Consider the following 19,493-nt stretch of genomic DNA (forward strand, 5'->3'; position numbering starts at 1 on the left):
CGGAGCGTCAGCAGCCGTCGCAGGGACAGCAGCAGCAGTCGCAGCCGCAGTCACCGCAGTCGCAACCGCTGCAGCCGCCGTCCCCGCAGTCGCAGTCGTAGCAGCAGCCCTCGCGCTTCTTCCGGGACCAGGGACCCTCGTACTTCTTGGCGCAGCAGATCTGGCAGGTGCAGAAGAGCCAGGTGAACATGGCGCACCCGGCGAGGAAGCCGCGCGGCTTGGGGGCCTGGGGCGCACCGCCGCCGAACTGCGGCGGGAGGCCGCCGGGGCCCATCGGGCCACCGGGACCCATGGGGCCGCCGCCCCCGTAGGGACCGCTGCCCCCGTAGGGGTTGTCGCCCCCGTAGGGGTTGTCGCCCCCGTAGGGGTTGTCGCCCCCGTAGGGGTTCCCAGGGACCGGGCCGTGGGGGCCGGCGTACGGGTTCCCCGGCACCGGGCCCTGCCCCGCGCCCGGTGTCCCGTGCGAGCAGCTCGTCGTGCCGAAGGCGCGGTCGACCGAGGTCCGCAGTTCGTGGGCGAGGAGGACGTGGGCGAGCTTGCCGTCGGCGAACTCGGCGTCCTTCAGGGCGAGGCGGATGCCGTGGAGGGCGTCGTCGGCGAGCCGGCGGGCCTCCTCGCGGGAGGTGCCGGTGGCGGTGAGCGGGTTCCAGGCACCGGTCGCGGTGTCGGCGGCCTGGTCCTCGACGGCGTCGAGGAGGTGGGCGAGGCGGCCGAAGAGCCGGCCCGCCTCGGCGAGCGGCGCCGCGTTCCCGGGCCGTCCGGCGAGGACTGCGGTGTGCGCGAAGGCGGCCGCGGTCGCCGTCTCGGTCGGCTCGGTGACGGCGAGCAGGGAGGTGCCGGGTCCCGCGAGGGCCTCGATGCCGGTCTGGCGGTCGACGGCGTCGACGAGGACGGCGGTGTCGAAGCCGAGGTCCCGGCCGGTCCTTGCCCCGGCCTTGTCCCAGGAGCGGGCGACGCGGCGGGCCGCGGCGGCGACGGGCCTGCGGGCCAACAGGCCGTCCCGGTCGGCGACGTGGTCCCGTACCTTCGCGGAGGCGAGGACGAGGGAGACGGCGGCGGCGAGCCTGGCGCCCTCGCCGCGGGCGACGGGGGCGGTCCGCATGGCGCGCAGCGCGCAGGGCCCGGCCTTGCGGCGGCCCGCCTCGGTCACGCCGGTCTGAGCCTCCGTCAGAACGGAGACGATGAGCCCGTCGTAGTTGGTGACGACCCGGGCGAACTGGCCGTGGTCGGCGCGCAGCGCCAGGCAGAGGCCGCAGAGATGGGCCATCCACTCGGTCTTGAGCCCGTCGGTGAGGCGATGGGTGCAGGGTCTGACGATGCCGAACAAGGACTCCCCCGTGAGTCGTGGGCGGTGGCGGACGGAGGTCCGCCGGGCGGCCTCGCGGCATCGTAGCGAGTGGGTCCGTTCACCCGTACGCGCCCACCGTCACCCTTGTAGCCCGACTTTCATATTTTCATCTGCATGGCCCTCCATCAGGGCCCGCATACCGCAAGTTTCCTGACGAATCGCCAGGAAACAGCCCTCACGTTCTGCACCAGTACCGTCACGAATCTCCTGCGCGGCGGCTATCCACTTGGCGCGCGATCCGCATCATGGACGACGATAGGGATTGCGGAACCACACGTGACCGCGCTGAAAGGAGGCGTCCATGGGATCGGTGCGCAAGGCGAGTGCCTGGCTGGGACTCGTCGAGGACAACGACGAGCGTTACTACGACGACGAGTACGCCGACGGTGCCGAGGGCGGCGACGCCTGGGTGACGGACCCCCGGGTCCGGGTGGCGACGGACACCGCCGAGGAGCGGGGCCGCCGGATCGCCACCGTCTCCCCGGACGGCTTCCGGGACGCCCGCGCCATCGGCGAGCTCTTCCGGGACGGGGTTCCGGTGATCGTGAACCTGACCGCGATGGAGGGGAACGACGCCAAGCGCGTGGTCGACTTCGCCGCCGGTCTCGCCTTCGGTCTGCGCGGCTCGATCGAGCGCGTGGCGACGCGGGTCTTCCTGCTGACCCCCGCCGACACCCAGATCCTCACCGGCGAGTCGGGCCGGCGCCGGCAGGACGGTTTCTTCAACCAGAGCTGAGCGGGCCCGCCGGCCCGACCGGGCGCCTCCCGACCGAGTCGGGTCAGTGCGCCGGGTGCCCCGAGCCGGCGGGCTCGATCGCTTCCCGCGTCGCGGGCACACGCGGCTCCGCCGCCCCCGCAGCACCGGACCGCTCCACCGCGACGGAGGCCTCCGGGCACTCGGCCGCCCCCGCGCAACCGTGCCGCTCCGAGCCCCCGGGCCCCTCTGCGGCACCGGGCGCCTGCGCGGCACCGGACGGCTCCGAAGGGCCGGGGCCCTCCGAGACACCGGCTCGCTCCGAAGGCTCGACGGGTGCCGTTTCCGGCGCCCCCGCCGACCCCACCGGCTCCGCCGATCCGGCCGACTCCACCGGCCCCGCCGCACCCCGACGCTCCTCACCTCGGTCCGGAGCCGTCGCGAGCGCCCCCTGGGCCTCTCGTGCGTCGAAGGCCTCCTCCGGGTCGACCGGGCACTCCATGACCTCCGGCAGGCGCCGGGCCATCAGGGCGCCGACGAGCAGCAGTCCGGCGCTGACGCAGAGGGTGATGTGCAGGCCGGTCACGAAGGAGTGGCGGGCGGCCTGGTGGAGGGCCTCTCCCGCCGCGCCGCCGAGCTGGTCGGCGACCTTGTACGCCTCGCCGAGCGAGTTCGCGGCGGCCCGGCTCGCCTCCGCGGGCACCCCGGGGACCGAGGCGAGCCCGGGGGCGTACGCCGCGTTCATCACGCTGCCGAGCAGCGCGATGCCCATGCCCGCGCCGAGCTGGTACGAGGTCTCGCCGATCGCGGCCGCGCCGCCCGCGCTCGCCTGCGGCGCCTCGCTGAGCATCGACTCGTACGCCGAGAAGAGCGTGGTCTGCAGGCCGAAGCCGAGCAGCACGAAGCCCACCGTGAGCAGCGCCGGCCGGTCGTGCTGCCCCATGAGGGTCAGCAGCAGCACGGCGGAGGCGGTGAGCAGGAAGCCCCAGCCGACCATCCGGCGCGGCCCGATCCTGCGCAGGGTGTACGAGCCGGTGGCGCCGGCGGCCATCGCGGCGAAGGTCAGCGGGAGCAGCCGGAGCCCGGTCTCCAGGGGGCTGAGGCCCAGGACCAGCTGGAGGTACTGGATGGCGATGAGCTCCAGGCCGACCAGGGCCAGCATGCCGATGACGATGCAGCCGACCGAGGTGGTGAAGGCGGCCCGGGAGAAGAGGCTGACGTCGATCAGCGGGTGCGGGCGCCGCTTCTGCCTCCGCACGAAGAGGACGAGGAGCGCGAAGCCGGTGAACAACGGTCCGGCGGTCGTGAGGGAGAGCGGCGAGCCGCCGGCCCCGACGTGCTTGACGCCGAGGACGCAGAGCAGGACCCCGGCGGCGGCCATGAGCGCGCCGAGCACGTCCCAGGGGCCGTCGGCGGCGCCCCGCGACTCGGGGAGGAGGCGGCGGCCGAGCGGCAGGATCAGCGCCATCAGCGGGATGTTGATGAGGAAGACGGAGCCCCACCAGTAGTTCTCGACGAGGAAGCCGCCGAGCACGGGTCCGGTCGCGGCCCCGATCGCCGCGGTGGCGGTCCAGATGCCGATCGCGGTGGCGCGCTCCCGCCGGTCGGGGAAGACCGTCCGGATGAGGGAGAGCGTGGCGGGCATGATCATGGCGCCGCCGACGCCGAGCAGCGCGCGGGCCCCGATGAGGACCGCGGAGTCGGTGGCGAGCGCGGCGACCGCCGAGGCGATGCCGAAGAGCCCGTAGCCGAGGAGGAGGACCCTGCGTCTGCCGACCCGGTCGCCGAGGGTGCCGAAGAGGATCAGCAGCGACGCGCAGACCAGGGGGTAGGCGTCGACGATCCAGAGCAGCGCGGTGGAGCTGGGGCGCAGGTCCTCGGTGAGCGAGGGGACGGCGACGTGGAGGATGGTCGCGTCGAGGGCGACCAGGAGAAGGCTGACGCAGAGGACGACGAGGACGGCCCAGCGGTTGGCTCCACCGCCGGCGGCGGTACGCGATCGTGCTCGGGCCGTGTTCGTCCGCGTCATGTACGTACCTCCCAGTGAAGCTCTCGCGCTCGGCGGGCCCCGACCAGGTCTTATGTCCCCGGGGCGGCCCGGCATCGACGGGCGAGTGAGCCGTCAGCGTACGCGAGTTCAAGGCCCGAGCGCGTGGCGCAGCTCTCACCCCGGCGGACCTCCTGGTGTGGCGTACGCCACTCACCGGGGACCGCGCGTCGCATGGAATTCCGCACGGACGTCTGTTTGAGGAAATTCCCGCGCGTTCAAACATGCTTCCGGAATCGGCCCTCACTCCAATAGGGCCGAAGGTCGTCGGATTTCCCGACGGACGCCTGGAATAGACCACTCGATGAGACCCACTCCACATCACACGATCATCACGAAGGGAGCGGAACGACCGGGTCTGCTTCTCACTCCCTGTAACGTCGATTGGGTGCGTACCGACATCTTTGCCCGGCTGGACCGGGAGCCGGAACCGCCGAAGATAGAGGTCCCGCGGATGACCCGCACGCGTCTCGCCCTCTTCGGCGGGACGTCGGCGTTCTATCTCGCCATCGTCGTGGCCGTCCTGCTGTCGACGTGGCTGGTGACCCTCGACTGGAAGATCATGCTCTTCCGGCCGTACCAGCAGTGGCCCGAGATCCACGGCTTCCTCGACTACTACGTCGTCCTCGGCCAGCGCGGCCCCACGGCCGTCATGGTGGCCGCCTGGCTGGGCTGGCGCTCCTGGCGCCAGCACACCCTGCGCCCGCTGCTGTGCCTCGGCGCCGCCCTTCTGCTGCTGAACGTCTCGGTGGGCGCGGTCAAGATCGGACTCGGCCGCCTCGGTCCCCACTACGCGACCCAGATCGGCTCCGCCGAGCTCTTCGGAGGCGGCGACATATTCCCCTCGGGGCACACCGCGAACGCGGTCGTGACCTGGGGCATCCTGGCCTATCTGGCGACCACCCCGAGAGCCCGGCGCTACCTGTCGGCCCTCTCCGCGGTGGTCGCGCTCGGCGTCGGCCTCACCACCGTCTACCTGGGCACGCACTGGCTGAGCGACGTGCTGCTGGGCTGGGCGGCCGGGCTCCTCGTGCTGCTCGCGCTGCCCTGGTGCGAGCCGGTCCTGGCCGTGGCGGAGGCCTGGATCCTCGCCGCGCGCGACCGGGTGCGGGAGCGGCTGCGGGAACGCCGCCGGCTCGTGCCCTCGCTGCCCGTGGCCTCCGGAGGGCCGCGCCCCGCGTTCTTCCCGCCCCGCCCCGCCCCGTCCGAGGAGCCGGTCAGGGAGCCGGTGGCGGTGGCGGGCGGCCGGCGCGCTCCGGTGACCCGCGGCTGATCCGCACTCCTCCCCCGTGTACGGGAAAGGGCCCCGGCCACATCGGCCGGGGCCCTTCCGCGTACGGCCCCACGGGCTCCTCAGCCGACCCAGCAGCGCGTGACGCCGCCGTCCTCGACCTCGAAGTTGATGCGGCCCACCAGGTACTCCATGGTGATGATCGAGCCGGGCGGCAGGGACCGGACGACCCGCCAGCCGCGGGTCCTGGCGAGCCGCTCGGCTCCTTCGGCGTCGAGGCCCACATAGGACTCGGGGGCGTCGCGAGGCGGTTCGGGCATGCGCGAAGTGGGTGACATGAACCTCACGTTAGTCCCTCGCCGGTCACGCTTGTGTCACAAGTTCTCGACATATGTTCGGACCGCCCGCCGCCCGTCGCGGGCCGGGTTTCCGACTATTTCTCCAGTAATTCGGAACGGCGCCCGGCAGTTCGCACGAAGGGTCCGGAAGGATGGTCAAGGGGCCTTCAATTCCGCGCTTCCCGCGAGCCCGTCCCGAATTGCCTCCGCGACGCGCACCCGGGTCACACACTCTTTCCTTACACAATGCTTACGCTGTCCCAACGCCCGGAGACGCGGAGCCGGGAGGACGGCGAGGCGGAGGCAGCGATGGGCAACGGGACAGCGACCGCGGCCGCCGAATCGGCCCGGCCACGGCACGGCCGCATCCTGATCGACTGGCTCACCACGACCGACCACAAGAAAATCGGCCATCTCTATCTGGCCACTTCGTTCGTCTTCTTCCTGCTCGCCGGGCTCATGGCGATGCTGATGCGGGCCGAGCTGGCCCGCCCCGGGCTCCAGCTCGTCACGAACCAGGAGTTCAACCAGGCCTTCACCCTGCACGGCACGATCATGCTGCTGCTCTTCGCCACGCCCACCTTCGCCGGCTTCGCGAACGAGCTGGTGCCGCTGCAGATCGGCTCGCCCGACGTCGCCTTCCCGCGGCTGAACATGTTCTCGTACTGGCTGTTCCTCTTCGGCGGCCTGATGGTGCTCGGCTCCCTCTTCACCCCCACGGGACCCGCCGCCTTCGGCTGGACCGCCTACGCCCCGCTCAACAGCCTGGAGCGGTCACCGGGCACCGGCGTCGACCTGTGGATCATGGGCCTCGCGCTCTCCGGCTTCGGCACGATCCTCACCTCGGTGAACTTCCTCGCCACCATCGTCGGCATGAGGGCACCCGGCATGACCATGTTCCGGATGCCGATCTTCACCTGGAACGTCCTCTTCACCACGGTCCTGGTGCTCGCCGCCTTCCCCGTCCTCGCGGCGGCGCTGCTCGTCCTGGAGGCCGACCGGCGCCTCGGCTCCGTGGTCTTCCAGCCCGAGAACGGCGGGGCGCTGCTCTGGCAGCACCTCTTCTGGTTCTTCGGCCACCCCGAGGTCTACATCATCGCGCTGCCGTTCTTCGGGATCATCACCGAGATCATCCCGGTCTTCGCCCGCAAGCCGATCTTCGGCTACACGACGCTGATCGGCGCCACCATGACGATCACGGGCCTGTCGGTGGTGGTCTGGGCCCACCACATGTTCGCGACCGGCGCGGTGCTCCTCCCCTTCTTCTCGATGCTCTCGTTCCTCATCGCCGTGCCCACCGGGGTGAAGTTCTTCAACTGGACCGGGACGATGCTGCGGGGCTCGCTCTCCTTCGAGACCCCGATGCTCTGGTCCGTCGGCTTCCTGGTGTCCTTCCTCTTCGGGGGGCTCACCGGCGTCATCCTCGCCTCGCCGCCGATGGACTTCCACGTCACCGACTCGTACTTCGTGGTCGCCCACTTCCACTACACGGTCTTCGGGACGGTCGTCTTCGCCACCTTCGCGGGCTTCTACTTCTGGTGGCCCAAGTTCACCGGCCGGATGCTCGACGAACGGCTCGGGAAGATCCACTTCTGGACCCTCTTCATCGGCTTCCACACCACCTTCCTGGTGCAGCACTGGCTCGGCGCGGAAGGCATGCCCCGGCGGTACGCCGACTACCTGTCCGCCGACGGCTTCACGGCGCTCAACACGGTCTCCAGCATCGGCGCCTTCCTCCTGGGCGCCTCCACCCTGCCGTTCCTCTACAACGTCTGGCGGACCTGGCGGTACGCGGAGAAGGTCGACGTCGACGACCCCTGGGGCTTCGGGCGCTCCCTGGAGTGGGCCACCTCCTGCCCGCCGCCCCGGCACAACTTCGCCTCCGTGCCCCGGATCCGCTCCGAGGCGCCCGCCTTCGACCTCCACCACCCCGAGTTCGCCGAGCACGAGCGGATGCGGATCAGCCCTCCGACCGGTCGAGGGCCCGGGACAGACGGTCCCTGAGCGTCCGCACCGCCTCCCCGAACTCCGGCGGATCGACCACCTCGAAGTCGAAGCCCATGAACATGACGTGGAACACCATCACGTCCAGACCGGACGCCCCCGTCCGCAGCAGACAGGCGTCCTCGCCGTCCGCCGTCAGGACCCCGTCCAGCGGGCCGACGACCGCGGCCGCCTCCGCGAGCGGCGCGAAGAGCCGGACCGTCGCCTCCGTCGCGTAGGCCGCGCCGGACACCCCCCTCGCCACATAGGCGGCCAGGTCCTCGGCGGGCGGCTCGCGGGGCGGGAAGCGGGGACCGTGCGGCGGGGTCGGCTCCAGCCGGTCGACCCGGAACGTACGCCAGTCGCCCCGGTCCAGGTCCCAGGCGACGAGATACCAGCGCCGCTCCGTACAGACCAGCCGGTGCGGCTCGACGACCCTGCGGCTCACCGTCCCGCCGTGGTCGCGGTACTCGAAGCGGAGCCGCTCGCTGTCCCGGCAGGCGTTGGCCAGCTCCGTCAGGACCGCCGGGTCGACCCGCTCCCTCGGGGTGCGCAGCAGGGGCACCGTGAAGGCGTTCAGCGCCCCGATCCGCCGCCGCAGCCTTCCCGGCAGCACCTGCTCCAGCTTCGCCAGCGCCCGTACGGAGCTCTCCCCGATCCCCTCGACTCCCTGCCCGGCGGCCGACCGCAGCCCCACCGCCACCGCGACGGCCTCCTCGTCGTCCAGCAGCAGCGGCGGCAGCTCCGCCCCGGCCCCGAGCTGATACCCGCCGCCCGTCCCCGGACTCGCGTGCACCGGGTACCCCAGCTCCCGCAGCCGGTCCACATCCCGCCGCACCGTCCGCGCCGTCACCCCGAGCCTCTCGGCGAGATCGGCACCGGACCACTCCCGGTGCGCCTGAAGCAACGACAGCAGCCGCAACAGCCGCGCGGACGTCTCCAACATGCCCCGAGTCTCCCACCGCCCGTTCGGGGCGGAGCACACCGCCCCGCGCGGGCGTGGTTCGCCCCGAACGGGTGGTGGCGCGACGGGAGATGTCCCTCGCGTGAGGGACCCCGTCAGCGGAGGCGGCGGACCAGCCGCCCCGCCCGGGCCTTCTGCGCGTAGACCGCGTCGATGAGGCGCCCCACCCCCCGGTGCAGCCGGACCCGCCCCGGCGAGTGCGTCCGCCGCCCCGCGCCCCGTGCGACGAGTTCCGCCCAGAGGGCCTCGTGGCGCGCGGCGATCCGCGCGGGGTCGAAGCGTTCGGAGGCGGTGAGCGCGGCACGGCCGGTCTTGGCGCGGAGTTCGTCGTCCTCGACGAGTTCGCGGAGGGCGGCCGCGACGGCGGCCACGTCGTCGACCGGGACGAGCCGTCCGTCGACCCCGTCCTCGATGATCTCGCGCGGCCCGTGGGGGCAGTCGGTGGAGACGACGGGCAGTCCGCACCGCATCGCCTCGACGATGGTCATGCCGAAGGACTCCCGCTGCGAGGTGACCGCGGCGATCGAGCCCTTGGCCCATTCCGGTTCCATGGGGGTGACGCTCCCCATGAGGAAGACCTGCTCGCCGAGCCCGAGCTGCTGGATCTGCCGGGTCAGCGGGCCCTTGAGGTCCTGGACGGCGTCGCCGGAGCCGTAGATCCGCAGCTTCCAGTCGGGATGGTCGGCGGCCACGGACGCGAAGGCGTCGATCAGCAGGTCGTACCGCTTGACGCGGGTGAGCCGGCCCGCCGCGACGACGGTCCGGGAGGCGGGGTCGGCGGGCGGCACGGAGGGCGCGGGCACGCTGTTGGGCACGGACTCGATGCGCACGCCGGGCAGGCGGAGCTTCCGGTAGGCGCGGGCGTCGGCCTCGGTGACCGTGGTGACGGCGTCGAGGAGCGCGTACTCGTGGCCGATGTCGCGGCGCAGCCGGTAGCTGTGGCCGTCGAGGATCAGGTGTTCCTGGCCGACGAGGACCGGCCCCCGCCGGGCCTGCCGGGCGAGCTGCACGTTGAGTCCGGGGCGGGTGGCGACGAGGACGTCGGCCTCCACACCGCGCAGGTGCTCCCCGATCCGGGCGTCGGTGAGCGCGCTGTACTGCTTCCAGCGGCCGTCGCCGCGCGGGAAGACCTCGGCGGGCCGGTGGAAGTCGGGGTGGTCGCCGTCGTATCCGGGGCTGTCCTTGCGCAGGTCGACGAGGTGACGCAGGGTCACCCCCGCCGGCAGGCCGAGGATCGGACGGTCCCGGTGGCGGAACACCGAGACGATCTCGACCTCGTGCCGTTCCGCCAGTTCCTCGGCGAGGGTGAACGTGGTCCGGATCGTCCCGCCGTAGTGATAGCCGTTGTGGAGCAGAAAAGAGATACGCATCGCGCCGCCGGTTCCCCCCGGTCAGTCAGTCAGTCGGTCGGTGCCCGACTGTACTGCCGGGGCGGGGGCGCCGCTCACGGGCGGTAGCCGAGCTGGGGTACGGTCGCGCAGTTCTCCGTCATGTCGCCCTGGCTCACCCAGCCCCGCCCGTCCTGCCAACGGGCCACGGACAGACAGGTGTTCCGGGTCGCGGGCGGCCGGGCCAGGTGCTCGAACCGTACGGGAAGGAGCAGCCCTTGCGCGGTGTACGGCTCCGGACGGTTCATGAACTCCTCGACGCAGCCCCGGGTGAGCGCGCCCCTGGCCAGGCAGGAGCGGGCCGCGTCGGTGAACCACATCGCCGCCGCCCACCCCTCCAGCTGCCATTGGGACAGGGGCCGGTCGCCCATCGCCGTACGGAACGCGCGGACCGCCGGCTGTCCGGTGTCCTGGTAGTTCCGGCTGGAGCCCGTCACCCACAGCGAGGCCCGGCAGCCTGGGGCCCGGGCGTAGTCGCGGGGGACGGCCGAGGACCAGTTCTGCACGTTGGTGACCTTCGCGGCGACCCGGACCCCGAGCGCCTCCATCGCCTCGCACAGGCGCACGTTGCCGTGGGTGTCCATCGCGTCGAAGAGGAGGTCGACGTGTTCGGCCCGCAGATCGGCGGCGACGGCGCGGAAGTCGGGCAGGGCGAAGTCGACCTGCTCGTCGACGACGCGGTAGCCCTCGGCGCGCAGTCCGCGGGCGACCAGCCGGGCGTAGGCGGCGGAGGCGGCCTGGTTGTAGGAGACGACGGCGGCGGTCCGCGCGCCCAGCTCGTCGCGGAACCAGCGGTAGACCTCGGTGCCGCCGTAGAGCGTGCCGCCCCAGCCGGGTGCGCGGCCGGTGCGCGGGGCGGAGCTGCCGTAGATGCCGTAGAGGTGCGGATAGGTGTCGTAGGCGGGGGTGAGGGGCTGGCCGCCGATGTCGGGGACCCCGGCCTTCGCGACGAGGGGCGCGCCCGCGTAGTCGAGGGCGGTGGTGGCGACGAGGGCGAAGACGCCGCGCTCGTCGATCAGCCGGTGCACGCATGCGTTGTTGCCGACGCCGCTGCCGCCGTCGTCGCAGGTCTCGACCTCGATCCGGCGTCCGCCGAGGCCGCCGCGCGCGTTGAGGGCGTCGAACCAGGCGCGGGCTCCGTCGCGCGGGCCGGTGAAGGCCTCGCCGCCGACCGGGCTGGTGGTGCTGGTGATGATGCCGACGCGGAGCGGCTCACCGCCGGAGGGGTTGGCGGTGGGCCGCGTCTCGAAGGCGCTCTCCGGGAGCCGGCTGCCGCAGCCCGCGAGGAGCGCGAGCAGCAGGGCCAGGAGCAGCGCCGCGGCCGTCTCAGCAGCCCGGGACGGTGACACCGCTCAGCTCGACCAGGCCGCACAGGGTCTTCACGGAGACCTTCCAGGTGTCGTTCTGGAGGACGGAGGTGCCCTTCGCCCCGGGCAGGGCCGGGGACCCGCCGACCAGCAGGTCGTAGGTGACGTTCGCGCCGGTGGCCGAGGTGAACTCGATGCCGGTGACCTTCGCGGCGGTCATGGCCGCGTTCTTGTCGCCGGCGAAGGCGGCGAGCACCGGGCGCATCTGCTCCCCGTTCTCCAGGAGCTTCACCTTCTCGGCGAGGGGCGTCTTCGGGTCGAAGAACGCCGTCCAGTTCTTGGTGATCCGGGCCTTGGCGGCCACCGGATCGGCGGGGGCGGAGGCCGGCGAGGACGAGGACGAGGAGGGGGAGACGGTGCCGCCGCTCTTCCCGCCGTTGTCGTTCGAGCAGCTCGTGAGGGCGGGCGCCAGGGCGAGGACGGCGACGGCCCCGAGAACCGCGAGACGGGAGCGTCCACCGCGTCGTGCGACATCCATCTGGCTCACCACCGGGTGTCCCTCCAGTCCGGAGCGGCTGGTGTTTCCAGGGTGGGACGGATCAGGGCATAGTGCAAGGAAAGACCCGGCAAGGGGAGGAGACGAGGGAGGCCCGCGTGCCGACGTCCCGGATCCTGCTGTGGAGCGGTCTCGCGGCGGCCGCCGGGGGCGCGGTGCTCTGCGCGCTCGGCTGGTACGGGATCTCCGGCGAGCGCTTCTCGGAGCGCCAGCTGCCCTATCTGGCCTCGTGCACGGTGCCGGGGGCGGCGCTGATCGTGGCGGGCGCGGTCCTGGCCGCGGCGGCGGCGCTGCTCCCCGTACGCCCTCCGGAGCCGCGGCCCGCCGAACCGGAGGAGACTCCCCCGCCGTCCTCGGACGGCCCCCTCCTGAGGGTCCCGGGCGGCACCCTCGCGCACCGCCCGGACTGCCCGCTGGTGGCGGGCAAGCCGGAGGCCGTGGCGGCGGGGGACGCGGAGCTCGCCCCCTGCCCGGTGTGTGAGCCGTGGCCTCCCTGACGTACGAACTGACGCTCGCCGGCCTCGCGGTCGGCAGCGCCGCCGCGCTCACCGGCATCGGCCTTGTCGTCACCTACCGGGCGACGGGGGTCCTGAACCTGGCGCACGGCGCGGTCGCCATGGTCTGCGCGTACGTGCTCCGCCAGCTGGTGGTCGGCTGGGGCTGGCCGCTGCCCCTGGGCGCCCTGGTCACCCTCCTCCTCGTCGCCCCGGGCATCGGCCTGGCCCTCGACCGCGGCGTCTTCCGCCCCCTGGCGCTGCGCGGCTCGAACCCGGCGCAGACCCTGGTGGCGACGATCGGCGTCTTCGTCCTCCTGGTGGGCGGGGCGGTGCTGCTGTGGGGGCCGGGGGCGCGGGACGACGCGCCCGTGCTGCTCGGTGACGACCCGTGGGCGCAGCTCGCGGCGGTGGTGGCGCTGGCCTGCCTGGTGGGGGCGGTGACCCGGTGGACGCGGTTCGGCCGGGAGCTGCGGGCGGTGGTGGACAACCGGCCGCTCGCCGTCCTGGCGGGGATCGACGCGGACCGGGTCGCGGCGGCTGGCTGGGCGTTCGGCTCGTTCACGGCCGGGCTCACGGGGGTGCTGCTCGCCCCGTACGTACGGCTCGACCCGTACGGGATGCCGCTGCTCGTGGTGGAGGTGATCGCGGTCGCGGTGATCGCCCGGATGCGGTCGCTGCCGGTGGCGGTCGGGGCGGCGCTGGCGATCGGCGTGGCCCAGGCCCAGCTGACCCGGCTGCACCCGGAGGGCTGGGCGGGACCGCTGCTCCAGGCCGTCGGGGCGAACCTGTTCGTGGTGGCGCTGCTGGTGGCGGCGCTCGTCCTGCCGGGCGTCGGCGGCAAGGGCCGCGACGCCCTGCCACCGCCGACGCGCGCCGCCCGTGTCCCGCCCGCCCTGTGGCTGGTGGTCGGCGTCCTGCTCCTGCTCCCCCTGGGCCTCGCGGGCTCCGACCTGCACACGGCGGTCCAGGTGCCCGCGCTCGCCGTGATCCTCCTGTCCCTGGTCGTGGTGGCGGGCCGGGGCGGCCAGATCGCGCTGGGCCAGGCGGCGTACGCGGGGCTCGGCGCCCTGCTCACGGCGGCCCTGGCGACGGCGGGGGTCCCGGCCCTGGTCGCGCTGGCCCTGGCGGTGCCGATGGTGGCGGTCACGGGCCTGGTGACGGGCCGGCCCGCGATCCGCCGGCACGGCCTGGCCCTCGCCCTGGCGACCCTCGCCGTCGGGGTCGCGGTGAGCCGCTTCGTCCTCACCCAGCCGTACGCGACGGCGGGCCTGACGCTCGGCCGCCCTGCGGGCTTCTCCGACGACCGCGCCTACTACGCCCTGGAGCTGCTCGTCCTGGCCGGCTGCCTGGCCCTCGTGGCGGCCCTCCGCCGGGGCCGCACGGGCCGCGCCCTCGCCGCCCTGCGGGACCACGAGCCGGGCGCCGAGGCGGCGGGCGTCCCCGTCCCCCGCCTCAAGCTCCTCGCCTTCGTCCTGGGCTCGGCCCTGGCCGCCCTCGGCGGCGGCCTCCTCGGCATGGGCCTGCGCGCCTTCGACCCCGAGCAGTACGACCCTGTCCGCGGCCTCCTCTGGTTCGCCGCCGTCCTCGTCCTCGGCGCCGACAGCCTCCTCACCCCCCTGGCCGCCGCCGCCCTCCTCACCACCCTCGACGCGGGCCCCCACGCCGGCACGGCCGCCGCCCTGATCGGCCTCCTCGCCACCCTGACCGGCCGAATCCCCCCACTGGCGAACCTGCTGCCCCCGGCCCGACGGGCACCCATGGGAGCCGGGGGCTCCCCCACCCCGCGCCCCGAACCCGGCCCGGCCGGAGGTCGGACGTCCTCCCCCGGCGGGCCGCCCGCCGACGGCGCCGAGCCCCCCACGGGAAGACCGGCACCCCGCCCTCCCACCCGCACGGCCGGTGCGGGTGGGAACCCCAATCCAGCCGAAGGCCGGGCCCACCCCCACGGCGGGCCGCCCGCCGACGGCGCGGCACCCCCCACGGGAAAACCCGCACCCCGTCCAACCACCCGCACGGGCGGGGCTCGTGGGAACCCCAGTCCGCCCGAAGGCCGGGCGCGCCCCCACGGCGCCGCGCCCGGCAACGGCCCCACGCCCCGCGCGGGCCCCCGCACGGGGCTGCACGTCCACGACCTCACCCTCACCTACCCCGGAGGGGTCACCGCGCTCTCCCACGTGACGCTCGGCCTCGCTCCCGCCCGCGTCACCGCCCTCGTCGGTCCCAACGGCGCGGGCAAGAGCACGCTCTTCGACTGCCTGGCCGGGACGCTGAGGCCCCGCCGCGGGCAGGGGCGGATCACACTCGACGGTGCCGACGTCACCGCGCGTCCGGCCCACGCCCGGGCCCGTCTCGGCGTCGCCCGGACGTTCCAGCGGCTCGCCGTCTTCCCGTCGCTCACCGTCGAGGAGAACGTCCGCCTCGGCGCGGAGCGGAGCGGCGGACGGCGGGACCCGGCCGCCGTGGAGCGGAGCCTGCGGCTGCTGGGGCTCGCCGGGCCCGTACGGCACCGGCCGGCGGCGGACCTGCCCACGGGGACGCTGCGCCGGGTCGAGCTGGCCCGCGCGCTGGCCGGGCGGCCGCACACGCTGCTCCTCGACGAGCCGGCCGCCGGGCTGGACGCCGCCGAGACGGCCGCGCTCGCCCGGATCCTGGCGGCCCTCGCGGCGGACGGCCTGACCGTCCTCGTCGTCGAGCACGACCCGGACCTCGTCGCCGGGATCGCGCACACGGTGCACATCATGGAGGGGGGCCGGATCCTGTCGTGAGCGTCGAGATGGCCCTGCGCGCCGCCCGGGTCCGCTACGGTCCCCTGGAGGCCCTGCACGGCCTCGACCTGCCCGTGCCGGCCGGGACGGTGACCGTCCTCCTGGGACGCAACGGCGCGGGCCGGACGACCGCCCTGCGCGCCCTCGCCGGCACGGTGGGCCTGTCGGCGGGCCGGGTGGAGTGGCGCGGGGCCGACGTGACCCGTCTGCCGGCGCACGCGCGGGCGCGCCGCGGGCTGTGCTTCGTACCGGATCTGCGGGCGGTGTACGCGGGCCTCACCGTCGCGGAGAACCTCGCGCTCGCCGCGCCCGGAGCCACCGCACCCGACGCCACCGCCCCGTACCCCGAGCTCGTCCCTCTCCTGCCCAGGACCGCCGGAACGCTGTCCGGCGGGGAGCGCCGGATGCTGGCGGTGTCCCGCGCGTTCCTGGCGCCACGCGCGCGCGTGGTGCTGGTCGACGAGCCGTCGCTCGGCATGGCCCCGCCGGTCGCGGCTCGTACGTACCGGATGCTCGCGGCGCTCGCCGTGGAGCGCGGGGCGGCCGTGGTCCTGGCCGAGCAGCGCGTACCGGACGGGCTGCCGCCCGGCTCGCTCGTGCACGAACTGCGGCGCGGCTCCCGCGCGTCGAGCGGCGAGCCGGCCGAGTACCGCTGACCCCTCAGAGCGGGGCGATCCGCAGCATGGTGCCGACGATGATCCGGTTCGGGTCGGACCCGATCAGGCTCCGGTTCGCCGCGTACAGCGCCTGCCAGCCGCCCTTGACCGCGAAGCGGCGGGCGATCGAGCCGAGCGTGTCGCCGGCCTGGACGGTGTGGACGCGCCCGGACAGGCCGTACTGCTTGGAGCAGACGGGCCAGGCCCCCCAGCCCTGGGTGCGCAGCACCTCCTCGGCGACGGTGATCTGCCGCTGCCGGGTCGCCAGGTCGGCGCGCCGGGCGTACTTCAGGCCGCCGTGCTCGACCCAGGTGGGGTGCCAGAACTGGAGTCCGCCGTAGAAGCCGTTCCCGGTGTTCGCGTTCCAGCGTCCGCTGCTCTCGCACTCGGCGACGCACCCCCACGGCCACTGGTCCTTCGCGCAGGCGTACGAGGGCACGGCGGCGGCCGGGGACGCGGAGGCGGCGGCCTCCCTGAGCGCGTCCGACACGTCCTGGAGCGCGGCGGAGGCCTCTTCCCGGGCCCCGGCGGCCGCCTCCCGGACGACGTCCGAGGCGGCGGGCGCGTCCCCCGGTCCGGGAGACGCGTCCCTGGCCTGGGCGGACGCCGGGGCCAGGGACAGGAGCGCGGCCACGGACGCCGCCACGAGGGAACCGGCTGTCCAAAATCGGATCTTCGACATCGGGGAAGGCTAGGCAGCGCCCCGGCGCCCCCGGCCCGTGCCGCGCGGAACACTGTTCACACCCCACCCGGTCGGAGTCACGCGCCCCCTCGCACACGCCACGGGCAACTTGCCTCGCTTCCACGCGTGACCCCGGCCGAGGCTGACCCGTTGAACTCGGCATGAGGCGCCCGGGAACGGCCCGGCGTCCCCCCGTACCGAGTCCAGGGAGCCCCCGTGCCGCGCATGCTCGACGTCAGCGAGGACGTACGCGCCGAGATCGGCGACGAAGAAGCGGACCGGCTGCTCGCCGGCGACAACGCCCCGGGCAGCTACGACTGCACCTCCTGCCGCACGCCGGGGGACTCCGAGCAGGAGCGCACCAGCACGGTGCTGTTCGTCGGCGAGGAGACCGCGGTCCTCGCGTTCGCCCACGCCAGCTGCATCCCCTCGCAGGTCGTCCGGGTGGCCGAGGAGCAGCTCCAGGGCGCCGTCGCCTCCATCACGGCCTCCGACGCGGCCGACGCGCTCTCCGCCTCCCACCCCGAGCAGGCCGTGCTCGGGGTGACCAGCGGGCTCGTCCTGATCCAGGGCGAGCTGCACCCGGCGCTCGTCGTGGAGCCGACCGCCCCGGTGGCCCGTCCGGGCTCGGACGGGCTCACCGACGAGTTCCTGCCGCTCCTGGCCGAGCAGGGCTTCCAGCCGGTCATGAGCCTCGACGAGACGCCGACGGCGCTGCCGGGCTGGTCGGTCCTGGTCGCCATGGGCCAGCTGCACTCCGTGCTCCAGCCGGGGCCGGGCGGTGCCGGCCAGGCCGCCTGGTGGCAGGCGCACCAGCCGCTCCAGGTCACCGAGGGCTGGCGGGCGGCGGCCAACAAGTCGCACACGGTCCTGGTCTTCGCCGCCCCGGTGGGCTCGATCGGCCAGCAGCCGCGCGAGGACCTGCTGCGCGACGCCCTGGAGAAGGCCGCCGCGAACGGCCGTCTGGTGGCCGCCGCGATGCCGCTGGCCGGCACCTGATGGAGGACCGCCGGCCCGGCATAGGGTGGGCGCGCGTCCCCGGGGCGGGGGCGGGACGGGGTGTTCCGACCGTGCCGCGCCCCCGGGGCGCTCCCCTTTCGGAGAGCCGCCCGCATCCGACGGGCGGCGGTGTCGTTGGCACCTACGTGCACCCATACGACCCGTTCCTCCAGCCGTATCCGAACCAGATCCCTCCGATGCGCCCCGCGCAGGACGCCTCGGCGGGCCCTTCGCCCACGCCGATCTTCGACGCCCTGTACTCGGAGTACCGCAGGTCGTTCCGCACGCTGCCGGGCGACCGCAGCGGCGAGGAGGAGCTGGGCTTCCGGGCCTTCGGCACGGTCCTGAGCACGGGCCTGTACGGGCAGGGGCACCGGCCCGCGGCGGCGTACCCGGCGCAGCAGCATCCGCACCCCCAGGCAGCGCTGCCCCCGGGCCCCCGCAGGGGTCTCTAGGCGCGGACGGCGCGGTACGGCGGAGGGCCGGGACTCGATCGAGTCCCGGCCCTCCGCCGTACCGGAAAGGGTCCTACTTCTTGCGGCCGCGCTTCTCGCGGACCCGCACCGAGAGGTGCAGCGGGGTGCCCTCGAAGCCGAACTCCTCGCGCAGCCGGCGCTCGATGAAGCGGCGGTAGCCGGCCTCCAGGAAGCCGGAGGCGAAGAGCACGAAGCGGGGCGGCTTGGTGCCGGCCTGCGTGCCGAAGAGGATGCGGGGCTGCTTGCCGCCGCGGACCGGGTGCGGGTGGGCGGCGACGATCTCGCCCAGGAAGGCGTTGAGCCGGCCGGTGGGGACGCGGGTCTCCCAGCCGGCGAGGGCGGTCTCGATGGCCGGGACCAGCTTCTCCATGTGGCGGCCGGTCTTGGCGGAGACGTTGACCCGCGGCGCCCAGGAGACCTGCTGCATCTCGGTCTCGATCTCGCGCTCCAGGTAGTAGCGGCGCTCCTCGTCGAGCTCGTCCCACTTGTTGTAGGCGATGACGATGGCGCGGCCCGACTCGACCGCCATCGTGATGATGCGCTGGTCCTGGACCGAGATGTTGTCGGTGGTGTCGATGAGGATGACGGCCACCTCCGCCTTCTCGATGGCGGCGGCGGTCCGCAGGGAGGCGTAGTAGTCCGCGCCCGCCTGGAGGTGGACCTTCTTGCGGATGCCGGCGGTGTCGACGAACTTCCACGTCACGCCGCCGAGCTCGATGAGCTCGTCGACCGGGTCGCGGGTGGTGCCGGCCAGCTCGTTGACGACGACCCGGTCCTCGCCCGCGACCTTGTTGAGCAGGGAGGACTTGCCGACGTTCGGGCGGCCGATGAGGGCGATGCGGCGGGGGCCGCCCACCGCGGTGCCGAAGCGCTGTTCGGGGGCCTCGGGCAGCTTCCTCAGGACCTCGTCGAGGAGGTCGCCGGTGCCGCGGCCGTGCAGCGAGGAGACGGGGAACGGCTCGCCGAGGCCCAGGGACCAGAGCATGGCCGCGTCGGCCTCGCCGGACTGGCCGTCGACCTTGTTGGCGGCGAGGACGACCGGCTTCCCGGCGCGGCGGAGCAGCCTGACGACGGCCTCGTCGGTGTCGGTGGCGCCGACGGTGGCGTCCACGACGAAGAGGCAGGCGTCGGCGGCCTCGATGGCGTACTCGGCCTGGGCGGCGACGGAGGCGTCGATGCCGAGGACGTCCTGCTCCCAGCCGCCGGTGTCGACGACCTTGAAGCGGCGGCCGGCCCATTCGGCCTCGTACGTGACGCGGTCGCGGGTGACGCCCGGCTTGTCCTCGACGACGGCCTCGCGGCGGCCGATGATGCGGTTCACCAGGGTCGACTTGCCGACGTTCGGCCGGCCGACGACGGCGAGAACGGGGAGCGGGCCGTGGCCGGCCTCCTCGATCGCGCCCTCGACGTCCTCGACGTCGAAGCCCTCTTCCGCGGCGAGCTCCATGAACTCCGCGTACTCGGCGTCGCCAAGTGCCCCGTGGTCGTGCTGGTCGTTCATGAAGTCCGTTCCTTGATCATTCGTGGTCGGTGGTCCCGGGCGGCCGGAGCCGTGGGGGCCA

General features: G+C 73.9%; 17 protein-coding genes. 8 read left to right on the forward strand and 9 right to left on the reverse strand.

What is annotated here, in order from left to right:
* Positions 1–7 precede the first annotated feature (7 nt).
* A complete protein-coding gene (locus tag ACH4TP_RS26865) occupies positions 8–1,327 on the reverse strand; it encodes a DUF5685 family protein (protein WP_398439346.1) in 1,320 nt (439 codons plus the stop codon).
* Between the two features lie 322 nt (positions 1,328–1,649).
* On the opposite strand from ACH4TP_RS26865, the gene sepF reads away from it, so the two are divergent.
* On the forward strand, positions 1,650–2,084 hold the full coding sequence (gene sepF / locus ACH4TP_RS26870) for a cell division protein SepF (protein ID WP_388852841.1): 435 nt from the start codon (positions 1,650–1,652) through the stop codon (positions 2,082–2,084).
* A 43-nt stretch (positions 2,085–2,127) separates the two neighbouring features.
* Here sepF and ACH4TP_RS26875 read toward each other — a convergent pair whose 3' ends face one another.
* Entirely contained in the window at positions 2,128–4,071 is a 1,944-nt protein-coding gene (locus ACH4TP_RS26875; protein WP_398439347.1) for an MFS transporter, read from the reverse strand.
* A gap of 406 nt (positions 4,072–4,477) precedes the next feature.
* Here ACH4TP_RS26875 and ACH4TP_RS26880 point away from each other — a divergent pair, with 406 nt between their 5' ends.
* Positions 4,478–5,362, forward strand: a complete 885-nt coding sequence (locus ACH4TP_RS26880) for a phosphatase PAP2 family protein (RefSeq protein WP_389228737.1) — start codon at positions 4,478–4,480, stop codon at positions 5,360–5,362.
* 80 nt (positions 5,363–5,442) lie between these two features.
* On the opposite strand, the gene ACH4TP_RS26885 is transcribed toward ACH4TP_RS26880, so the two are convergent.
* Positions 5,443–5,640: an I78 family peptidase inhibitor gene (locus tag ACH4TP_RS26885; protein ID WP_398439348.1), complete on the reverse strand. Its 198-nt coding sequence runs from the start codon at positions 5,638–5,640 to the stop codon at positions 5,443–5,445.
* Between the two features lie 327 nt (positions 5,641–5,967).
* Between ACH4TP_RS26885 and ctaD the strand changes: the two genes are divergently transcribed.
* On the forward strand, positions 5,968–7,662 hold the full coding sequence (gene ctaD / locus ACH4TP_RS26890) for a cytochrome c oxidase subunit I (RefSeq protein WP_398439349.1): 1,695 nt from the start codon (positions 5,968–5,970) through the stop codon (positions 7,660–7,662).
* Here ctaD and ACH4TP_RS26895 read toward each other — a convergent pair.
* The 4 genes from ACH4TP_RS26895 to ACH4TP_RS26910 all read right to left on the reverse strand — a co-directional run bounded on the left by ACH4TP_RS26895 (position 7,619) and on the right by ACH4TP_RS26910 (position 11,838).
* Complete coding sequence (locus tag ACH4TP_RS26895) at positions 7,619–8,587, reverse strand: helix-turn-helix transcriptional regulator (protein ID WP_398186079.1); 969 nt, start codon at positions 8,585–8,587, stop codon at positions 7,619–7,621. The genes ctaD and ACH4TP_RS26895 overlap by 44 nt on opposite strands.
* Positions 8,588–8,700: 113 nt before the next feature.
* Positions 8,701–9,975 carry a glycosyltransferase family 4 protein gene (locus tag ACH4TP_RS26900; protein ID WP_398186076.1) on the reverse strand — a complete coding sequence of 425 codons (1,275 nt, stop codon included), beginning with the start codon at positions 9,973–9,975 and terminating at the stop codon, positions 8,701–8,703.
* A gap of 74 nt (positions 9,976–10,049) precedes the next feature.
* Entirely contained in the window at positions 10,050–11,342 is a 1,293-nt protein-coding gene (locus ACH4TP_RS26905) for an ABC transporter substrate-binding protein (RefSeq protein WP_398439350.1), read from the reverse strand.
* Positions 11,320–11,838, reverse strand: coding sequence for a hypothetical protein (locus tag ACH4TP_RS26910; protein ID WP_398186073.1), 519 nt, complete (start codon positions 11,836–11,838; stop codon positions 11,320–11,322). The genes ACH4TP_RS26905 and ACH4TP_RS26910 overlap by 23 nt, the downstream gene beginning before the upstream one ends.
* Before the next feature lie 116 nt (positions 11,839–11,954).
* Between ACH4TP_RS26910 and ACH4TP_RS26915 the strand changes: the two genes are divergently transcribed.
* The 3 genes from ACH4TP_RS26915 to ACH4TP_RS26925 are packed head-to-tail and all read left to right on the forward strand — an operon-like array spanning position 11,955 to position 15,774.
* Entirely contained in the window at positions 11,955–12,353 is a 399-nt protein-coding gene (locus tag ACH4TP_RS26915) for a hypothetical protein (RefSeq protein WP_398186070.1), read from the forward strand.
* Complete coding sequence (locus tag ACH4TP_RS26920; protein ID WP_398439351.1) at positions 12,341–15,118, forward strand: ATP-binding cassette domain-containing protein; 2,778 nt, start codon at positions 12,341–12,343, stop codon at positions 15,116–15,118. Before ACH4TP_RS26915 ends, ACH4TP_RS26920 begins: the two co-directional genes overlap by 13 nt.
* The gene (locus ACH4TP_RS26925) at positions 15,115–15,774 is read left to right on the forward strand and encodes an ATP-binding cassette domain-containing protein (RefSeq protein WP_398439353.1); all 660 of its coding nucleotides are present in this window, start codon (positions 15,115–15,117) and stop codon (positions 15,772–15,774) included. The genes ACH4TP_RS26920 and ACH4TP_RS26925 overlap by 4 nt, the downstream gene beginning before the upstream one ends.
* A gap of 4 nt (positions 15,775–15,778) precedes the next feature.
* On the opposite strand, the gene ACH4TP_RS26930 is transcribed toward ACH4TP_RS26925, so the two are convergent.
* Complete coding sequence (locus ACH4TP_RS26930) at positions 15,779–16,456, reverse strand: transglycosylase family protein (RefSeq protein WP_398439354.1); 678 nt, start codon at positions 16,454–16,456, stop codon at positions 15,779–15,781.
* Between the two features lie 216 nt (positions 16,457–16,672).
* Here ACH4TP_RS26930 and ACH4TP_RS26935 point away from each other — a divergent pair, with 216 nt between their 5' ends.
* Both ACH4TP_RS26935 and ACH4TP_RS26940 read left to right on the forward strand, forming a co-directional pair.
* Positions 16,673–17,455: a hypothetical protein gene (locus tag ACH4TP_RS26935; protein WP_389228770.1), complete on the forward strand. Its 783-nt coding sequence runs from the start codon at positions 16,673–16,675 to the stop codon at positions 17,453–17,455.
* Positions 17,456–17,652: 197 nt separating this feature from the next.
* On the forward strand, positions 17,653–17,910 hold the full coding sequence (locus ACH4TP_RS26940; protein WP_398186057.1) for a hypothetical protein: 258 nt from the start codon (positions 17,653–17,655) through the stop codon (positions 17,908–17,910).
* Between the two features lie 73 nt (positions 17,911–17,983).
* Here ACH4TP_RS26940 and der read toward each other — a convergent pair whose 3' ends face one another.
* Positions 17,984–19,432, reverse strand: a complete 1,449-nt coding sequence (der, locus tag ACH4TP_RS26945; RefSeq protein WP_389228776.1) for a ribosome biogenesis GTPase Der — start codon at positions 19,430–19,432, stop codon at positions 17,984–17,986.
* Positions 19,433–19,493: the final 61 nt, after the last annotated feature.

Origin of the sequence: Streptomyces sp. NPDC021012, assembly GCF_044333355.1 — a bacterium.
Lineage (GTDB): Bacteria > Actinomycetota > Actinomycetes > Streptomycetales > Streptomycetaceae > Streptomyces.

Excerpts from the sequence above, each read along its gene's own strand:
- ACH4TP_RS26875 (WP_398439347.1), bottom strand. The coding sequence starts at position 4,071 with ATGACGCGGACGAACACGGCCCGAGCACGATCGCGTACCGCCGCCGGC.
- ACH4TP_RS26940 (WP_398186057.1), top strand. The coding sequence starts at position 17,653 with ATGCGCCCCGCGCAGGACGCCTCGGCGGGCCCTTCGCCCACGCCGATC.
- ctaD (WP_398439349.1), top strand. The coding sequence starts at position 5,968 with ATGGGCAACGGGACAGCGACCGCGGCCGCCGAATCGGCCCGGCCACGG.
- sepF (WP_388852841.1), top strand. The coding sequence starts at position 1,650 with ATGGGATCGGTGCGCAAGGCGAGTGCCTGGCTGGGACTCGTCGAGGAC.
- ACH4TP_RS26895 (WP_398186079.1), bottom strand. The coding sequence starts at position 8,587 with ATGTTGGAGACGTCCGCGCGGCTGTTGCGGCTGCTGTCGTTGCTTCAG.
- ACH4TP_RS26930 (WP_398439354.1), bottom strand. The coding sequence starts at position 16,456 with ATGTCGAAGATCCGATTTTGGACAGCCGGTTCCCTCGTGGCGGCGTCC.
- ACH4TP_RS26900 (WP_398186076.1), bottom strand. The coding sequence starts at position 9,975 with ATGCGTATCTCTTTTCTGCTCCACAACGGCTATCACTACGGCGGGACG.
- der (WP_389228776.1), bottom strand. The coding sequence starts at position 19,432 with ATGAACGACCAGCACGACCACGGGGCACTTGGCGACGCCGAGTACGCG.
- ACH4TP_RS26910 (WP_398186073.1), bottom strand. The coding sequence starts at position 11,838 with ATGGATGTCGCACGACGCGGTGGACGCTCCCGTCTCGCGGTTCTCGGG.
- ACH4TP_RS26885 (WP_398439348.1), bottom strand. The coding sequence starts at position 5,640 with ATGCCCGAACCGCCTCGCGACGCCCCCGAGTCCTATGTGGGCCTCGAC.